We start from the raw sequence: 19,494 nt of genomic DNA, 5'->3' as shown, positions 1-19,494 counted from the left end.
CCCCACAAGTGTAGGGGAACGTGCAGGTGGGAGCCAAATCCCTACCGCAGACGACCGTGAAGCGTTTGGCAATCACCCGAATCGGGCAAAACTTCTTTCGAACCGGACCCATCTGGCCCGGTACCCCGCACGAAGCACCCATGGGACGAGACCAGCCGGCACTGGCGATTCAAACCGCGAGCGATCAGTACGGCTTTCCGTCCGGAACGCAGTAAGCAAACCTGCGGCCGACGGGGCACCCGACGAGCGTGTCGAGTGCCGGGGGATCTGCTTCGACCCGAACGTGACCACACCTTTCACGTCATCGGGGTCCGACGTCCAGCACGACACGCGCGACCTGACCTCTCAGGACTTCGGTCCTCGACTGCCGGGCGCGCGCACACAGGGGAGGAATGCGTGACCACCGAACACACGATCCGGCCGACCAGCCCTATCGAGAACACATCCGCCCCCGACCCCGCGATCCCGATGACCGCCGCCCAGCGCGGCATCTTCTATGCCCAGCAGCTCGAACCCGATGTGCCGCTGACGATCGACGCGTACATCGAGTTCAGCAGCAATACAACCGGTTCCGACGGCGCCCCGGTGGACATCGATCCCGAAATCCTGCAGCGAGCGACGACGCTGACCGCGCTGGAGACGGAAGCCTCCATGTTGCGGCTGACCCCGACGGATGACGCCGAACCGACCCTGACCATCGACCGGTCGCGCAGATTGGTCGTCGGCACACAGGATTTCAGCGACGCCGCGGACCCGCGCGCTGCAGCGCTGGCCTGGATCGACGATCACCGGTCGAAGAGCCCGGACATGTTCTCCGATCCCCTCCTCGACACCCACCTACTCAAAATCGGCCCGGGCCATTCCATCTGGTACTGCCGCGGCCATCACATCGGATACGACGGCTACGCCGCCATGTACCTGATGCTCCGCGTCTCGTCGCACTACACGGCGATCGTCAACGATGCGCCTCCTCCCCTGGCGGACACCGCGACGATGGCCGAGATCGCCGCGATGGACGTCGAATACCGGACGTCGGAGAAGTTCCTCGCCGATCGGGAGTACTGGTCGGAGCATCTGGCGGATCTGCCCGAATCGGCCACTCTGACCAGGCGTTCCGGTTCGGCGGCACCGTTGTCGAAGGTCAGTTCGACGACTCTCGACGACGACCTGGTCACTCGCATCCGCTCCCTGTCACGGGCCCACCGGGTGCGGCCGGCGTCGGTCATCACCGCCGCCGTCGCCGCCTACGTCGCCCGGTTCACCGATCGTGACGAGGCGGTCCTCAGCCTTCCGGTGGCGGCACGCGACCGCGACATCCTGCGAACATCCGCCGGCCTCATCTCCAACGTCGTCCCACTGCGCGTCACACTCGACGACGATGCCACCGTCGCCGATCTGCTCGCGGCGGTCAACGCGGAGATCAAGAGCGCCGTGCGCCACCAGAAGTACCGCCACGAGGACATCGTCGCCGACATCCTGGGGGCCGCCGGGGCGCGTCGTGGGTTCTTCGGACCGCTGGTCAACGTGATGCTGTTCTTCCAGCACATCGATTTCGGGCCTGTTCACGGCGAACTCAACGTGCTGTCCACCGGGCCGATCGAGGACGTCTCGGTCAACGTCTACGACAGCCTCGACGGCGGTATGAGCGTCGATCTCGAGGCGAATCCGAACATCTACTCCGACGACGAGATCGCCACCCATCACCGGCGCCTCGTCGAGTTCCTCGAAGCTCTCGTCACCGCCGCTCCCGACGCCCCGGTGTCCCATGTCAGCGTGCTGCGTGAGTGTGAGTACGCGGAGTTGTCGCAACACTCCACCGGCGCCCACGTCGAACTCGGCGACCGCACCCTGGTCCACCTGTTGGACGAGGCTGCCGCAGCCCATCGCGAAGCGCCCGCCCTCATCGCAGCGCACCCGCGGGATTCGGTCGAAACCGAGCCACTCTCCCATGCCGAGTTCGCCCGGCAGACACGGTCCCTGGCAGCCGCGCTGCAGGATCGCGGCATCGGAGCGGAAAGCATCGTCGCCGTCCGACTCCGACGCAGCGTCGACCAGGTACTGGCGCTGCACGCCGTCGTCCGGGCGGGCGCGGCCTTCGTCCCGGTCGACCCGGACGAGCCGGCCGATCGTCTCGAGCACATCCTGGCGGTGGCCGCCCCGGATCTCGTCCTCACCGAGGAGAATCTGGGCGAACTGCGCGCGAACCCCGACCTACGGGAACCCGCGCGGGTCGCCGGCCCCGACAACACCGCGTACCTGCTGTTCACCTCCGGCTCGACCGGCAAGCCCAAGGGCGTGGCGATCACCCACCGTGCGATCGTCAACCGGCTCGGATGGATGCAGGAGTGGTATTCCCTCACGGAGTCCGATCGCGTCCTGCAGAAGACCCCGGCCACCTTCGACGTGTCGGTCTGGGAATTCTTCTGGCCGTTCGTCACCGGGGCCGCGCTCGTGGTCCCCTCGCCCGACGGACACCGCGACCCCTGGTACCTGCGCGACGTGATCGACGAACACCGCATCACCACGGTGCATTTCGTCCCGTCGATGCTCACCGCGTTCTCCGCAGCCCTCTCCGCCGACTCCGACACCCCGGGCGGTGCACACCGTCGCGCCACGACCACCCTGGGGTCGTTGCGCCAGATCTTCACCAGCGGCGAGGCACTGACGCCGGGCACGGTCGGTGCGACCGCGGCGCTCACCTCCGCACCGATCCACAATCTCTACGGTCCCACCGAGGCGGCCATCGACGTCACCCACCACGACGCCTGCCGTGCGGACGTCCCGGTCGTGCCCATCGGCCGACCGGTGTGGAACACCAGCGTGCACGTCCTCGACCACCGCTTGCGTCCGCAGCCGCTCGGCGCAGTCGGCGAGCTGTACCTCGGCGGCGTTCAGCTCGCCCGCGGCTACCGGGCACGGCCCGACCTCACCGCAGCGCGATTCATCGCCTCCCCCGACGGAAGCGGCGAACGTCTCTACCGCACCGGCGATCTGGTCCGCATGAACGCCGACGGTGAACTGGAGTACCTCGGACGCACCGACTCCCAGGTGAAGATCCGCGGCCAGCGAGTGGAGCTCGGCGAGATCGAGGCGACGCTGGGTTCTCTACACGGTGTCGCCTCCGCGGGTGTCGTCGTCCGCGACGACCTCGTGGTCGACGGACCGGTCCTCGTCGGCTACGTCAGCGGCACCGCCGACCTGCACACCCGCGAGCTGCGCAGCGAACTGGAGTCGGCGCTTCCCTCGCACATGATCCCGACGGTCATCATGGTGCTCGACGAGCTCCCGACCACCTCGAACGGCAAGCTCGACCGCCGTGCGCTCCCCCGGCCGGAACTCCGCACCGACCGCGAGTTCGTCGCACCGGAGACCGCGCTCGACCGGTTCGTCGTGCGCACCGTCGCCGATGTCCTGGGACTGGACCCGGATCCGACGGAGAGCGCGCCGATCTCGTTGCGCGACGACTTCTTTGCCATCGGCGGCACGTCGCTGTCGGCGACTCGAGTGGCCTCCCGTCTGTCGAAGGCGACCGGCCGGCGGATCGGTATCCGCACAATCTTCGACGCCGCGGACATCGGTGGGATCGTCGAGGCGATCGCCGAACTGGGTGTCGGAGTCGACGATTCCCCGGAGGACACCTCCCCTCGCACCGGTTCGCCCGTCCTCGCCGACTCCCCGGTACCCCTGTCACCGGCACAGCACAGGTTGTGGCTCGCCACCCGCCTCGATCCGGCCGGCGCGGCAACCTACAACATGCCCTTCACCGTCCGGCTCGTCGGCACGCTCGACACCGACGCCCTGCGGCAGGCCCTCAACGACGTCATCGTCCGCCACGAACCGCTGCGCAGCATCGTCGTCGAGCGGGACGGCATCGCCTTCATGTCGCCGCGATCGCCGGAGACGGTCTCCGTCGACCTACCGGTCCTGCGAACACCGGACGTGCGCGATCTCCCCGACCGTGAGTTCGCCTCCCAGGCCTTCGATCTCGGCGTCGACCTGCCGATCCGGGCGCGTCTCGTCCGCACCTCCGACGATGACCACCGCCTCACCATGGTGGTCAACCACATCGCCGCGGACGGATGGTCGTTGGCACCCCTCGCCGGGGACCTGGCGACCGCCTATCGTGCCCGGCGCGACGGCAACGAACCCGACTGGGACGCACTGCCCGTCACCTACTCACAGGTCAGCGCGGATCGCCATGCCTGGCTGTCCGAGAGCACCGGCGCCACCGCCGAACTCGAGTTCTGGCGGGCCGCACTCGCGGACGCCCCAGGCGAGACCGACCTCCCACTCGACCGCCCGCGTACCGGCCGCGGCGACGCATCGGGCGCGTCGGTGACCCACACGCTCTCACCCGACACGCACCGCGCCATCCGAGATCTGTCTGCCGCCACCGGTTCCACCGTGTTCATGGTGTTGCACGCCGCCGTGGCCGTCCTGCTGCGGTCGTTGTCCCAGTCGTCGGACGTCGTCGTCGGAACTCCTGTCGCCGGGCGCGGGGACGCCGACCTCGACGGTCTCGTCGGCATGTTCGTCAACACGCTGGCACTGCGCACGGCGGTCGACAAGGACGCCGCGTTCGTCGACCTGCTGGCGCACGTACGCGACGTCGACCTCAACGCGTTCGACAACGCCGACCTGCCCTTCGACCGTCTCGTCACCGAACTCAACCCGGACCGGTCATCGCACGTCCATCCGTTCTTCCAGGTGTCGCTCGCGCTGGAGGACCGTTCGGCCATCCGTCTCGACTTCGCCGGCCTCTCGGCGACCGCGTCACGCGTCGACACCGGGTACACCACCTTCGACCTTCAACTGACTTTCACCGAGGCGCAGGACAGCGACGGCGAGCCCGCCGGACTCTCACTCGAGATCGGTTATGCCACCGCCCTGTTCGACCGGTCCACGGTGACCGCACTCTCCTCGCGTCTCGACCGCCTGCTCCAGGCGGCCACCGCACAGCCGAGTTCCGCAGTCGGCGACCTCCCGGTCCTCGACCTCCACGAACGACTCGACCTCGTTCCCGCGGTCGGCGAGGGACGGCGACCCGTCGAGCATCTGACAACTCTGCTGTCCACGGCCGCCGCGTCCTCCCCCTATCGGATCGCCATCACCGACGGCACGCGGTCGCTGACATATCGTGACCTCGACGCCGCGTCGAACCGGCTCGCGCGGTTGCTGATCGAACGGGGCGCCGGTCCCGAACGCCATGTCGCGGTGGCGCTTCCGCGTGGTATGGACTGGATGATCGCCATGTGGGCCGTGGCCCGGTCCGGGGCCGCGTGGGTCCCCGTGGACCCGGCCTACCCGCCGGCGCGGATCGCGCACATGCTCGACGACTCCGGTTCCTGCCTCCTCCTCACCGACCGGTCCGCCGACCCGCGGACCGCATTGGCCGACGAATCGGCAAGCAGCCCCGGGCATCTCCCGCAAACTCTCGTTCTCGACGACGGTGAGGTCATCGAGTCGGTGCGCCGGATGTCCGCCGCCCCGGTGTCGTCCGCCGAACGTCCGGCCCCGCTCGATGTGGACCAGCCCGCCTACCTGATCTACACATCCGGCACCACCGGCACCCCCAAGGGCGTGGTGGTCAGTCATCGCGGTCTCGCGGACTTCGCAGCGCAGCAGGTCACGCAGTACCGGATCACCCCCGACAGCCAGACCATGCACATGGCCTCGCCCAGTTTCGACGCGTCAATACTCGAGATCCTGATGGCGATCGCGGCCGGTTCGACGATGCACATCATCCCCCCGGGCATCGTCGGCGGCGCCGAACTGGCCGAGCTGATGCGGGAAGGCCATGTCACCCATGCCTTCCTCACCCCGTCCGTGCTCACCACCATGTCGCCCGACGACGTCCCCGAACTCGAGGCCCTCGTCATCGGCGGCGAGCACCCGAACCCGGAGGTGGTGCGTACGTGGTCGAGCGGGCCGCGGCTGTTCAACGCCTACGGCCCGACGGAGACCACGGTCGTCGCGGCCGTGTCGTCGCCGATCGAACCCGACTACCGGACACTGACCATCGGACGGCCCATTCGTGGCGTCTCCGCGCTCGTGCTCGACGAGCGTCTGCAACCGGTCGCCCCCGGCGCGGTCGGCGAGTTGTACATCGCCGGTGAGCATCTCGCCCGCGGGTACCACGGGGTGCGCCCACTGACCTCGAAGAGGTTCATCGCCAACCCGTTCGGCGATCCGGGCGAGCGGATGTACCGCACCGGCGACCTGGTGCGTTGGACGACCGACCACGAACTCGAGTTCCGGGGCCGCGCCGACCATCAGACGAAGGTCCGCGGTCACCGCATCGAACTCGGCGAGATCGACGCCGTGCTCGTCGCCGACGCCGCGGTGCGTGCGGCGGTCACGACCACCCACGGCGAGGGCGATCGCGCTCATCTCGTCTCCTACGTGACGATGGCGGACGGTACCGCGGACACTGCGTCCGACGTGCGTGACCGTCTGTCGGATCGTCTTCCGCGGCACATGATCCCGTCGACGATCGTCGAACTCGACGAGATCCCGACGACTCCGATCGGCAAGGTCGACCTGCGAGCGCTGCCCGCGCCGGAGGCCCTGCCGGCCGAGACCGGCGTCGTGTATGTCGCGCCGCTCACGCCGACCGAGCAGGCGGTGGCCGACCTCATCGCCGAACGTCTGGACCTCGAACCCGGTACCGTCGGCCGTCATCACGACTTCTTCGACCTCGGCGGGAACTCGCTGCTGGCGACCCAGATCGTCGGTGCGCTCGAGCACCTGACCGGTCACCGGATACCGGTGCGTGAGGTCTTCGACCATTCGACCGTCGCCGCCATCGCTCGCCTCGTGCCCGGACGGGACACCGAGCGAGCGGACAACGACGAGACGCGCATCCCCCGTCTCGTGCACGATCCCGACGCACCCGTCGAGCCCGGCCCCGCCCAGCAGCAGCTCTGGTTCCTCAACCAGCTCGCCGTCGGCGAGGCCGCCGATGGCGACGGCTCCGCGACAGCCGGTTACGCGATCGCGTTCGCACTCGATCTCCGCGGCCGGTTAGACGTGGACGCACTCGCCGCCGCGATCCGGCACACCGTCGACCGTCACGTGATGCTGCGAACCGTGTATCCGGACCTCGACGGCAGGCCTGTCCTCGATGTGCGCCCCGCCGACGCCGTGACTCTCGATCTCGCGGTCACCGACACCACGGAAGCGCAGTGGCCGGACCTGGCCCGTGCTCTCGCCGCCTGCCCGTTCGACCTGACCACCGACCTCCCGCTGCGGACCGCATTGCATCGGATCGACGGCGACGCCATGCACCACCGGCTGTCGATCGTCATCCACCACATCGCCGCCGACGGGTGGTCGATGATCCCGCTCCATCGGGACATCACCCGCACCTACGCCGAACTCCGTGAGGATGCCACAGCGGGCGCGAAGCCCGTGACCGACGCCGCGATCGACTACCTCGACTACCTGCGGTGGCAGGCCGAGAACCTCGCCGACCACGGCGAGCTCACGGAATGGTGGCGGCGCGAACTCGACGGGATCGACGCCGGTCCCATCCTGATCCCCGACGCCCCGGCCGGGCGGGCACGACGTGCCGAGGTCGTCGACGTGGAGTTCGGCGCCGAGATCCGTCGCCGGCTGATGACCGTCTCCCCCGATCGCGCAACCGAATTCATGAGTGTGCATGCACTGTTCGCGGCGCTGCTCCACCGTCTGCACGCCGATCCCGCCACCCATGTGGACGGCGCGGCCTCCGACATCGTCATCGGTACCCCGGTCGCCGGGCGCAACGACCCCCGGCTCGCCGGCGTCGTCGGAATGTTCGTGAACTCGGTGGTCTTGAGGACCCCGGTGGACGGTCGTGAGAGCTTCGCGACGCTGCTCGACTCCGTTCGACACCGTGACCTCGAGGCACTCTCGCAGTCCGACATGCCCTTCGAGCGGATCGTCTCGATGGTCAATCCGCCGCGTACCGGTCGACATCCGCTCTTCCAGATCGCGCTCGCCTTCGACGCGCAGACGAGCGACGCCTCCACCGACGGCGGGGCATCGGGTCCGCTCGACGCCGGCTCCGGGATCCCCGACCTCCAAATCGACGCCGACGAGATCGACACCGGCGTGGCCCGTTTCGATCTCGAGCTGCGGATCCGGGACGGGCACGCACGGTTCACCTACGCCACCGACGTCCACACCCGCGCTCGCGTCGAGGCCCTGGCCCGGATGTTCGTCGACCTCGCCGACGCCGCGACGGCACACCCAGAGGTCCCCCTCGACGATCTCCACTTGACGACGACCGCAGACCTCCAACCGGTCGGCGAACCCACGGTCACACCGCGCCACCTCGCCGACATCATCACCGCCACGGCACGCCGGAATCCCGACCAGGTGGCCGTCGAGGACTCCGATCGCAGTCTGACCTACGCCGAGATCGACGAGATCTCGACGATCTGGGCGCACAACCTGCAGGCCTTCGAGGTGGGCACCGACGACGTCGTCGCCGTGGCACTCGAGCGCAGCATCGAGTCGGTGATCGCCACCTGGGCGGTGGCCAAGAGCGGTGCCGCGATCCTTCCCGTCGACACCCGCTACCCCGCCGACCGGGTCGCCCACATGATCAGCGATTCCGGGGCCCGCCTTGGCATCACATCCGCAGATCGCTTCGCGGACGTGCCACAGGAGATCTGGTGGGCCTCTCCCGGCATCCTGGGTGTCCCGTGGGAGAGTCCGACCCCGGGCGCCGACTCGCTCGCAGGTCCGCGCCACACCGACTCGCTCGCGTACGTCGTCTACACCTCCGGATCCACCGGAAAGCCCAAGGGCGTCAGCGTGACCCATCGCGGACTCGCCGCGTTCGGTGCAGCGCAACGCGATCGCTACCGGGTGGCCCCCGGGGACCGCACCCTGCATTTCGCCTCCCCGGCCTTCGACGCCGCGATGCTCGAGTTCCTCCTGGCCTTCGAGGTCGGCGCGACGATGGTGATCGTCCCGTCGACGATCTACGGCGGCGACGAACTCGTCGACTTCGTCGACGAGCACGCAGTCACCCATGCGTTCATCACCCCGGCTGCGTTGGCCACCGCGGCCCCGCGTCCACTCCCTCGGCTGCGCACGCTCGGAGTCGGGGGCGAGGCCTCGACGCCGGAGTTGGTGGCACGGTGGGGAACCGACCGCAGCTACATCAACTCCTACGGCCCGACCGAGACCACCATCGTCGCCGTCATGTCGCAGCCGCTCCGTCCGGGCGCGCCGATCACCATCGGCACCCCGGTCACCGACTGCACCGCACTGGTCCTCGACCATCGCCTACGCCCGGTGCCCGATCACGTCCCCGGCGAGCTGTACATCAGCGGACCGGGCGTCGCCCGCGGTTACCTGGACCGGCGTGGACAGACCGCCACCCGGTTCGTCGCCCGACCCAGTGGTTCCGGTGACGTCATGTACCGCACCGGCGACATCGTCCGGCGCGACACCGACGGATCGCTGATCTACCACGGCCGCAGCGACAACCAGGTCAAGGTGCGCGGTTTCCGCATCGAACTCGACGAGGTCACCGCAGCATTGAGCGCCGCCGAAGGCGTCGACTTCGCGACGACCGTCGTCCGCGGGCACGGTGCCGACGCGGTGCTGGTCGGGTACGTCACCTCCACCGACCCGGCCGCCCCGGACACCGCAGCCATCCTGGACACCGTCCGGCAGCGGCTACCGCGCCACATGGTCCCGTCGGCGGTCGTCGTGCTCGACTCGATCCCGCTGACGCGCAACGGGAAACTCGATCATCGCGCGCTCCCCGCCCCCGCCACGACAGCGGTGTCGACGTCGGGTCGCGCTCCGCGCACTCTCGCCGAGACCGCGCTGACGCACATCCTCGCCGACGTCCTCGATCTCCGTCCGGACGAGGTCGGGGCCACCGACGACTTCTTCCTCCTCGGCGGCACGTCGCTCCAGGCGACCACGCTCGTCAGCCGGATCAACCGCGTCCACATCGGTGAACGGCTGCGGGTACGGGACGTCTTCGATCACCCGACACCCGAAGCGCTCGCGCAGCTGCTCGTGCTCCCGCAGGGTTGGGACGCGAGTGCACCGGACGCGGCCGACGTCATCTCGGGGTCAGTCGAAGATGCTGCGCCCATCCGGCGTTCGGACCGGCCCGAGCGGTTCCCGCTGGCTCCCACACAGCGTCGACTCCACTCGATGGCCACCGCGAACCCCGAGTCCACCGAGTACCTGATGCCCTTCGTGCTGCACCTCCGCGGAGAACTCGACGTGCCGGCGCTGCGCGGCGCACTCCTCGACATCGTGGCCCGGCACACCAGCCTGCGAACCATCTTCGAATCCGACGAACACGGCCCCATGGGGCGAGTGCTCGACGACCCGGAGGCCGTGATCGGAGACCTCACCGTGCAGTGGACGACCGACGTCGCCGCCGAGATCACCCGGTCCGCAACCCGGCCCATGGATCTCACCCGGCGCGCGCCGATCACCGCGACACTCGTCGCGGACAGCACCACCGCGAATGCCGACACCGAACACGTACTCGTGCTCGTCCTGCATCACATCGCCGCCGACGGTGCGTCGCTCCCGATCCTCGTCGCCGACCTCACCCGCGCCTACGGCGAACGCCGACGCGGCCGTACCGAGAACTGGACGCCGGCCGACATCGACTACCGCGATCACGCGCTCGAGAGCGCAGACGCCGAGAGCCTCGCCGACGACCTCCGCTTCTGGGAGGAGACCCTCGCCGACGCCCCGGCGGAGACCACCGTCGCACCGCTGACGGATATTGCACAGCCGTCCGAATCCGGAGCAGGGTCCGTGAGTCTCGCACTTCCGGCACACACGCGGGCGGGCCTGATCGCCTTCGCCCGCGAGCAGTCGACCACGCCGTTCTCGGTCCTGCACTCAGCACTGGCGATCCTGCTGAACCGGCTCGGCCTCGGCGACGATCTCGTCGTCGGCAGCCCGGTCGCCAATCGCCTCGGCCACGACGCCGACCACGACTACAGCGGTGTGGTGGGCATGTTCGTCAACGTCGTGCCGCTGCGGACGCGCCTGAAGGCTGCCGACACGGTCGCCGGACTCGTCCGCCGGGTACGCGACGCCGACGTCGACGCGCTCGACCACCGCGGCCTCCCGTTCGACGACATCGTCGCGTCGCTGAACCCGCCGCGCACCCCGGGACGGCACCCGCTGTTCCAGGTGGCGCTGTCCGTCCACGACTACACCGCCGGGAACACCGAGGGACCAACCGAGGGCCTGCCGGCGACGACCATCGAGATGGATGCGGGACTCCGCGCGTCGATCGCCGAATTCGATTCCCCGGAAGCGAAGTTCGACCTGCAGTTCACGCTGACCGGCATGCGCGACGGCGACGCCGCCCTCCAGGTGACCTACGACACGGCTCGATACCGGCGACAGGATGCCGAACTCCTGGCCACGCGCCTGATGCGGGTCGTACGCGGCATGTTGGGTGACCCGGGGCGCCCGATCGGCGACATCCGGATCACCGACCCGCTCGAGATCGCCGAGCGCACACCGTCACTCGGTCGCCCTGCACAGATCCCGACCACGCTCGACCGGCTGTTCGCGCAAGCTGTGCAGCGTAACCCCGACGGCCTGGCGGCCATGGCGGGCTCGCCTACTTCTCCCGAGACCATCACGTACGCAGAGCTCGACGCCCGTTCGAACCGGCTGGCCCGCGTCCTGCTGGGTCGCGGCGTCGGCGCCGCGGACGCCGAACACGTGGTCGCGATGGCCGTGCAGCGGTCCATCGAGTCTCTCGTGGCGATCTGGGCCATCGTGAAGACCGGTGCTGCCTATGTGCCGATCGACCCCACTTATCCTGCCGACCGGATCGCCCACATGCTCGGCGACAGCGGTGCACGGCTCGTCGTGACGACCTCGGCCGCAACCGAATCCATCGCCGCGGGGATGGCCGGGGAACCGACACCGCTGCTCGTCCTCGACGACGCGACGACGATGACCCGATTGCAGCACTCGTCGCCGTCGCCGATCACCGATGCCGAACGCGGTTCGACGATCCGGCCCGATCAGCTCGCGTACATCATCTACACGTCCGGTTCGACCGGCCGTCCGAAAGGCGTACTCGTGCCGCATTCCGGGTTGCGTCCGGTGCACGACGAACTCGCCCACCGGTTGGCCCCCGGCCCGATGTCGCGGGTGCTGCACTTCGCGTCGCCCAGCTTCGACGCGTCGGTCCTGGAAATGCTGCTCGCGCTTGCCGGTTCAGCGCCGCTGGTCATCGTCGGACCGCAGGTCTACGGCGGTGAGGCCCTCAGCGATGTCATCGACTCCGCGCAGGTCACCCATGCGTTCATCACGCCGGCGGCCGTCGCGAGCATGTCACCGGCCGCGGTGCCCTCGCTGCGGGCGCTCGCCGTCGGGGGTGAGGACTACGGCGCCGACCTGGTCCGGCGCTGGGCTCCCGGACGCACCCTGATCAACGTGTACGGTCCGACCGAGACCACGATCATCATCACCGGCAGCGAATCCCTCGCCCCCGACCGGCAATTGACGATCGGCACGCCGAACAACGGGGTGGGAGCGCTCGTCCTCGACAAGCGTCTGCATCCCGTCCCGGCCGGGGTGGTGGGCGAGCTCTATCTCATGGGACCGCAGGTCACCCGGGGTTACCATCACCGGCCGGGCCTCACCTCGACCCGCTTCGTGCCGGCGCCGATGGTCACCGGACCGCGTTTCGCCGGTCGTCGGATGTATCGCACCGGCGACCTGGTCCGCTGGACCGAGGACGGGCGACTGGTCTACGTGGGCCGCAGCGACACCCAGGTGCAGGTCCGCGGCTTCCGGATCGAGCTCGGCGAGATCGACGACGCCCTGACGACCGAGCCGGATGTCGACTTCGCGGTGACCCTCGTCGAAGGGACCGGCGCGGCGGCGAAGCTCCGCAGCTACGTCACCGCGGCCGACGCAACCGCACCGGACCCCGCCGATCTACGACGCCGCGTGAGTCGCCGGCTCCCCCGGCACATGGTGCCGACCTCGGTGACCCTGCTCGACTCCATCCCGCTGACCCCCACCGGCAAGCTCGACCGCAAGGCGCTGCCCGCGCCCACCGACGACGCCGCGCGTCGCGCACCGGCCCCGGGCGGCGAGACGACGATCGCGCAGATCTTCGCCGAGGTCCTGGAGGTCGCCCCGGACACCATCGGAGCCGACGACGGCTTCTTCGACCTCGGGGGCAATTCTTTGCTGGCCACCGCCGTCACCTCCCGCCTGACCGAACGGACCGGCCGCCAGGTGTCCGCGCAGTCGCTCTTCGGCGCGCCGAGCCCGGCGGAACTCGCTGCGGCACTGGGCATCGACGGGGCGGCTCCGAGCGACCCGTCGGAACAGTCCGGCACGGCAGGGCTGGACATGCTCCTGCCGCTGCGTCGGCAACGCGGTGACATCGCCGAAAGCGGCGGCGAGCCACCTCTGTTCGTCGTCCATCCGGCGATCGGGCTGTCTTGGAGCTTCACCTCGCTCCTGCCCCACCTTCCCGCCGGCCGCCCCCTGTACGGGCTGCAACATCCGGCGTTGTCCGGGAAGCCCTGCCCACGCTCGATCGGCGACCTCGCCGCCGAGTACGTGGCGCAGATCCGGACCGTAGCGCCGGAAGGTCCGTATCACCTCGTCGGGTGGTCCCTCGGCGGACTGATCGCGCACGAGATGGCGGTGCAGCTGCGCGAGGCCGGCGACGAGGTCGCCCGGCTCGTCGTGCTCGACAGCTACGTCATCTCCGAGCGACCCGACCTCGACGCCGAGGCCTCGATCACCGACCTGATGCGCGAGTTCGGCCTGGAACTCGACAGCGAAGACCTCTCCGGGACAGACGAACTCACCGTCGCCGATGCCCACCGCCTCATCTCCACGGTGGGCGGGGCGCTCGGTGGGCTCACCCGGGAGACCCTGGGCACAGTCCACGAGGTGTTCCGCCATGCCTCCCCGTTGGCCGAGAGGTGGCGGCCGCGTCTCTACGACGGCGACCTGACCTTCGTCACCGCAACCGTCGACCCCCAGCCCGGCGCGCCCGCCGTCGATGCCTGGCACTCGAAGGTGACCGGACGGGTCGTCGAGATCGAGGCACACAGCACCCACGCACGAATGATGTTGCCCGAGCACGTGTCCGACTGGGTACATGCCATCGGTGTATCGCCGGGAGCTCCGGCGGCCGCCACACGACAGGAGAAGTGATGACCAATCCCTTCGATGACACCGACGGAGTCTTCCGGGTGCTCGTCAACCACGAGAACCAACACTCGCTGTGGCCGGAGTTCGCCCCCGTCCCCGACGGCTGGCGGACCGTCTTCGGACCGTCCGGCCACGACGAATGCCTCGAGTACGTCGAACAGAACTGGCGAGACATGCGGCCCGCCAGCCTGATCCGGACGATGGACAGCGCACAGGACGAGGGAAGCGAGGTCACCCGTGGGGCGACACAGTATCGCTGACGACGCACCGGACCGTGGGGCGTCACCGTACGCATTGGAGCTCCGCGGGCTGCAGAAGACCTTCCGCACCGGATTGTTCGGCCGCGGTCCGCGTGTCCATGCCCTCAACGGCCTGGATCTGTCGGTCCCCACCGGAACGGTGCACGCCCTCCTCGGCCCCAACGGCGCAGGCAAGACGACCACGGTCCGCGCGGTGGCGACGCTGATGACCCCCGACGAGGGCTCGGTCATCGTCGACGGCATCGACGCCATCGCCGATCCCGGCGCGGTCCGGAAGATCGTCGGGGTGTCCGGCCAGTACGCCGCCGTGGACGGGAACCTGACCGGTTTCGAGAATCTCCGCATGGTCGGCCAGTTGTACGGGCAACTGCGTGCAGTGGCATCGGAACGTGCCCGCGAACTGATCGCGGAGCTGAATCTCGAAGACGCCGCCGACCGACCGATGCGGACCTACTCGGGCGGGATGCGGCGTCGCCTCGACCTCGCCGGCGCCCTCATCAATCGCCCCTCACTGGTGATCCTCGATGAGCCGACGACCGGACTCGACCCGCGCGGACGACGCCAGATGTGGGAGGTCATCGCCGAGCAGGTCAGCTCCGGCGCGACGGTTCTGCTGACGACGCAGTACCTCGAGGAGGCCGACGCCCTCGCCGACGAGATCACCGTCATCGACCACGGCACGATCCGGGCCCAGGGAAGCGCGGCGGAACTGAAGTCCGCCACCGGGGGATCGATCCTCACCGTCGAAGTCGTTGTCCCCCATACGGACGACGCCGACGCGCAGGTGTCGGCGTCCCTCACCGGCATCGGCGTCGGACCCGCAGAACGCCTGGGATCGGACGGTGGCACCGGCACCGATTCGGCGCGCTGGTCGGTTCCCGTCGACGCCGGCACCCGCAGTGCCGTGGCGGCGGTCCGGGCGCTGTCGACCGCCGGCATCGAGGTCGTCGACGCGTCCGTATCGACACCCACCCTCGACGACGTCTTTTTGACACTCACCGAGCGTTCCGGTGAGAAAACCTCTTCGCTCGACGAGAGCGCCGACACGCCAGCCGAGTCGGACATCACGTTCACCCAACCGGACATCAATGCCAAGGCGGTCAGCAGTTCTGCCGAGGTTGCGGTCGGAACAGACGACGACCTCGCGGACGTCACCGACCTTCCGCCCAGCCGATCGGAGCGAGCCCGTGTTCACTGACACCGCAGTACTGGTCGAGCGAAACCTGCTGACCGTCAAACGTATACCGACGCTCCTCATCAGCGCGACGATCCAGCCGCTGATGTTCGTCTTTCTCTTCGCCTACGTCTTCGGAGCGACCTTCGGCGGTAGTTCGTACCGCGAATTCCTGATGGCGGGCATCTTCACGCAGACCGTAGTGTTCAATGCCGCCTTCACCACTGTCGGTCTGGCGAACGACACCTCGGACGGGATCATCGACCGCCTCCGCTCACTGCCGATGTCCCGTCTGGGGGTCATCAGCGGCCGGGTCACCTCGGACATGCTCCTGGGCGCCGTCGGACTTGCGGTGATGGTCGCCTGCGGACTGGCGATCGGTTGGCGGATCTACGGCAGCGCCGGCGACGCCGCGATAGCCTTCGGCATCATCGGTCTCTTCGCCATCGCGATGGCGTGGGTCGGCGCCGTGTCAGGTCTGGCGGCGCCGAATGTCGAAGCGGCACAGAGCATCGGCTTCCTCTGGATGTTCCCGGTGACATTCCTGTCGAGCGCGTTCATCTCCGCGCAGAGCCTCCCCGGCCCCCTGCGCACCATCGCGGAATGGAACCCGGTGACTGCCGTCGCGACCGCCTGCCGGCAGCTCTTCGGGAACGAGGCGCCACCGATGTTCCCGACCGCGACCGGATGGGTCGCCGACCATGCCGTGGGGTATGCAGTGGGCTCGTCGTTGGTCATCCTGGCCGTGTGCGTCCCTGTGTCCCTTGTCCTTTACCGACGTTCCGCGAACCGGTGATCGCCGATCGCCGGAGAAGTTCCGACCGTTCCGGTTACCGTGATGAGGTGACATCGGACGACGGCGGCGCGACCCCCGATGCGGACCACGGACGTGGACACGAATCTCGTTTGTTGCGCGATCTTCTCGAATCGGCTTCCACCGGGGATCGTGCCGCGTTCACACGCCTGTACGACCTGACGAGTTCACGCATCTACGGACTCGCGTTCCGCGTCGTCCGCGACCGCGAGTACGCGGAGGAGATCGTGCAGGAGGCCTACCTCCAGTACTGGCAGAAGGCGGACCAGTACCACGCCGCCCGGGGGTCGGTCCTCACGTGGATGATGACCATCGCCCATCGCCGGGCCGTTGACCGCGTACGCAGCGAACAGCTCCAGCAGGACCGGATGTCGGACTACGGCGCCGTCTCCGTGGAAACCCCACGCAACATTCCGCTCGAGGTGGTTGTCCACGCCGACGAGGCGCGTACGCTACGCACATGCCTCGGCGAGCTGACCGATCTGCAACGGAGCTCCATCGAGATGTCCTACTTCGGCGGTCTGACCTACCCGGAGGTGGCACAGCAGACCGAGACCCCCTTGCCCACCGTCAAGTCCCGCATCAGGGACGGCCTTCGCCGCCTGAGACAGTGCTTGAGGACGCAGGAGGATGCCTGACCTGCCCATGACAAACACCGACGCGGAGCCCGACGACCGAATGTCCGCCTGGCTCGACGACCACATCGAGCTGTATGCCGTTTCCGCCCTGACCCCGGAGGAGACCCTCCGGGCGGAACGGGAACTCGCCGCACTGTCGCCGGACGTGCGAGCGGCCTACGAGGCCCGGATCGTCGAGATCCACACCACCATGGCCGGATTCGCGAGTACATACGCCCTCGAGGCGCCCTCTGATCTTCGGCGCCGGGTGCTGACCCATGTCTTCGACGAGGCTGCCGAGACCGACGGCCCGGAACCGTCGACGACACCCCAGCCCGTCCCCATCGGCGGACGCCGGCAGAGTCCGCGGCGGAAGGCAGCCGTGCTCGCCGCCGCCGCGGCGACCGTCGTCGTCGCCCTCGGCGCCGGCGTCCTGATCGGCCGCACCACCGCGCCGGAGCCCTCACCCGCCGCGACCGCGGTCGGCGAGACGCAACAGGAGGTCCTCACGGTCCTCGCCGCCGGTGATGCGACCGTCACCGCCGAGCCCCTCGCGGACGACCACGGCACGATCACCGTCATCACCTCCGCGACCGCCGGCCGCGCGGTGACCCTGATCCGGGATGTGCGCCGTCCGCTCTCACCCGACAGCGCCTTCCAGCTCTGGCTGGTGGGCGGAGCGGAGAATCCGATCCCGGCCGGTCTGATCCCCGGCGGCGACACCGAACCCGTCGTCGTCGACGATCTCGGAGACTCGCAGGTTCTGGCGGTGACCATCGAGCCCGCAGGTGGTTCCCCGCAGCCGACCACACCGATCCTGGCTCAGGTCCCGCTCTGAGCCGAAGCGGTACCGCCCGGTCCGCCTGTATTCGATGCCTACACTGACACGGGGCCAGTTCGCCGCCCGGCGTGACCTGCGTCGGCGGAGGTGGATACCAGAGAGGACAGGTGGGGCGCGGTGGACGTGAACGGCAGACGGTTCCGGACGATCCTGATGACGGTGGCGGCACTACTCGCCGCACTCGGCTTCGCAGCCTCGCCACCCGCCGGTGCGGCACCCGGATCAAAGGTCATCGATCGCTACGCCGACGACCCCCAGCAGACGACGCTGCTGGTGCACTCGGCGGCGATGGACCGGTCGGTCGCGGTGACCGTCCTGACCCCACGCGACCGGTCTCGACCCGCCCCGGTTCTGTACCTGCTCAACGGCGCCGGCGGCGGCGAGGACTCGGCGACGTGGGATGCGCGGACCACGTACAAGAGGTACTTCGCCGACAAGAACGCCTACGTCGTGACGCCGATCGGTGGCGCCTTCTCGTACTACACGGACTGGCAGCGTGACGACCCGGTACTCGGCCGCAACAAGTGGCAGACGTTCCTGACCGAGGAGCTCCCGCCGATCATCGACGAGGAGTTCCCGACCACCGGCGCGAACGCCCTGGCGGGCATCTCGATGGCGGGGACCTCGGTGCTCAACCTGGCCATCGCCGCGCCGGGCCTGTACCGATCCGTGGCCGCGTTCAGCGGATGCGCGAGGACGAGTGATCCGGTCGGACAGCAGTACATCCGGATGGTCGTCGAGGATCGTGGCGGGGCGAACATGGTCAACATGTGGGGCCCGCTGGACGGCCCCGGGTGGCGCGCGAACGACCCGTATCTCAACGCCGAGAAGCTGCGCGGAACCAACGTGTACATGACCAGCGGTACCGGACTACCGGGCTCACACGAGCAGCTGGGCGACCCGAGCATCGACGGCAGCGCCTTCGACCTGGTCAACCAGGCTGTCGTGGGTGGCGGCATCGAGGTCGCCATCGACATCTGCACCCGTCAGATGGTGGAGCGGATGCGCTCACTCGGGCTTCCCGTGCAGGTGAATCTCCGGCCGACCGGCACCCACTCGTGGGGCTACTGGCAGGACGACCTGTACGCGACCTGGCCCAAACTGGCGCTCGACCTGCGCTGAACCCCGTCTCCGGGATCACCGCAGGTCGAGCGTCAGAGGTTCACCAGCGATCGAGGCTGGTGTATCCGTCCTGGAGTGCGCGCGCGAAGAGATGGGTCTTCGTCGGCGCCGGACGGCCCACCGCGGTGTACTTGGCACGGATGCGTGCGAGGTGGGTGCTCACGGTCGACGCCGAGATGAAGAGTCGGGCTGCCGCCTCTTCCTTCGACTCGGCAGCGAGCCAGGCGAGCAGAACCTCGACCTCACGGTCGGACAGGCTCGGCCGCGGCAGCGCCGACGGCGCGGGGTCGACAGCCGGGCGATAGTCGGCGAGCCGGGCGATGCCGTTGTGGAGCATCGTTTCCGGCGAGCCGACACGACGCTGGTCCACGGCCCCCCGGGACTGTGCGGTTCGGTAGAACTCTGAAGTGGCCGTCACTGGTCCATCCCCTATTTTCTGGCGCATCGCCCACGTCCCCCGACGCCGCACGCTCCACGCGTAT

At 68.9% G+C, this 19,494-nt stretch carries 8 protein-coding genes; 7 read left to right on the top strand and 1 reads right to left on the bottom strand.

What is annotated here, in order from left to right; genetic code table 11:
* Nucleotides 1-396 precede the first annotated feature (396 nt).
* The 7 genes from C5O27_RS09250 to C5O27_RS09220 all read left to right on the top strand — a co-directional run bounded on the left by C5O27_RS09250 (nt 397) and on the right by C5O27_RS09220 (nt 19,012).
* Complete coding sequence (locus C5O27_RS09250) at nt 397-14,187, top strand: non-ribosomal peptide synthetase (RefSeq protein ID WP_127962565.1); 13,791 nt, start codon at nt 397-399, stop codon at nt 14,185-14,187.
* A complete protein-coding gene (locus C5O27_RS09245; RefSeq protein ID WP_127962564.1) occupies nt 14,187-14,444 on the top strand; it encodes an MbtH family protein in 258 nt (85 codons plus the stop codon). Before C5O27_RS09250 ends, C5O27_RS09245 begins: the two co-directional genes overlap by 1 nt.
* Nucleotides 14,422-15,642, top strand: a complete 1,221-nt coding sequence (locus C5O27_RS09240; RefSeq protein WP_127962563.1) for an ABC transporter ATP-binding protein — start codon at nt 14,422-14,424, stop codon at nt 15,640-15,642. The genes C5O27_RS09245 and C5O27_RS09240 overlap by 23 nt, the downstream gene beginning before the upstream one ends.
* Nucleotides 15,632-16,414 carry an ABC transporter permease gene (locus C5O27_RS09235; protein WP_006867021.1) on the top strand — a complete coding sequence of 261 codons (783 nt, stop codon included), beginning with the start codon at nt 15,632-15,634 and terminating at the stop codon, nt 16,412-16,414. Before C5O27_RS09240 ends, C5O27_RS09235 begins: the two co-directional genes overlap by 11 nt.
* Before the next feature lie 47 nt (nt 16,415-16,461).
* Nucleotides 16,462-17,070 carry an ECF RNA polymerase sigma factor SigK gene (sigK, locus tag C5O27_RS09230; RefSeq protein ID WP_127962562.1) on the top strand — a complete coding sequence of 203 codons (609 nt, stop codon included), beginning with the start codon at nt 16,462-16,464 and terminating at the stop codon, nt 17,068-17,070.
* Nucleotides 17,063-17,887 (top strand): anti-sigma factor, encoded by an 825-nt coding sequence (locus C5O27_RS09225; protein WP_127962561.1) that lies wholly within the window; start codon nt 17,063-17,065, stop codon nt 17,885-17,887. The genes sigK and C5O27_RS09225 overlap by 8 nt, the downstream gene beginning before the upstream one ends.
* A 120-nt stretch (nt 17,888-18,007) precedes the next feature.
* On the top strand, nt 18,008-19,012 hold the full coding sequence (locus C5O27_RS09220; RefSeq protein WP_127962560.1) for an alpha/beta hydrolase: 1,005 nt from the start codon (nt 18,008-18,010) through the stop codon (nt 19,010-19,012).
* Between the two features lie 40 nt (nt 19,013-19,052).
* Here the strand turns inward: C5O27_RS09220 and C5O27_RS09215 are convergent, their stop codons facing one another.
* Nucleotides 19,053-19,430 carry a LuxR C-terminal-related transcriptional regulator gene (locus C5O27_RS09215; protein WP_127962559.1) on the bottom strand — a complete coding sequence of 126 codons (378 nt, stop codon included), beginning with the start codon at nt 19,428-19,430 and terminating at the stop codon, nt 19,053-19,055.
* Nucleotides 19,431-19,494 lie beyond the last annotated feature (64 nt).

The organism is Gordonia alkanivorans, assembly GCF_004011905.1.
In the GTDB taxonomy this organism is placed as follows: Bacteria; Actinomycetota; Actinomycetes; order Mycobacteriales; family Mycobacteriaceae; genus Gordonia; species Gordonia alkanivorans.
Note: the sequence above shows the minus strand (reverse complement) of the source record. Positions and strands in the feature narration are given on the sequence as shown.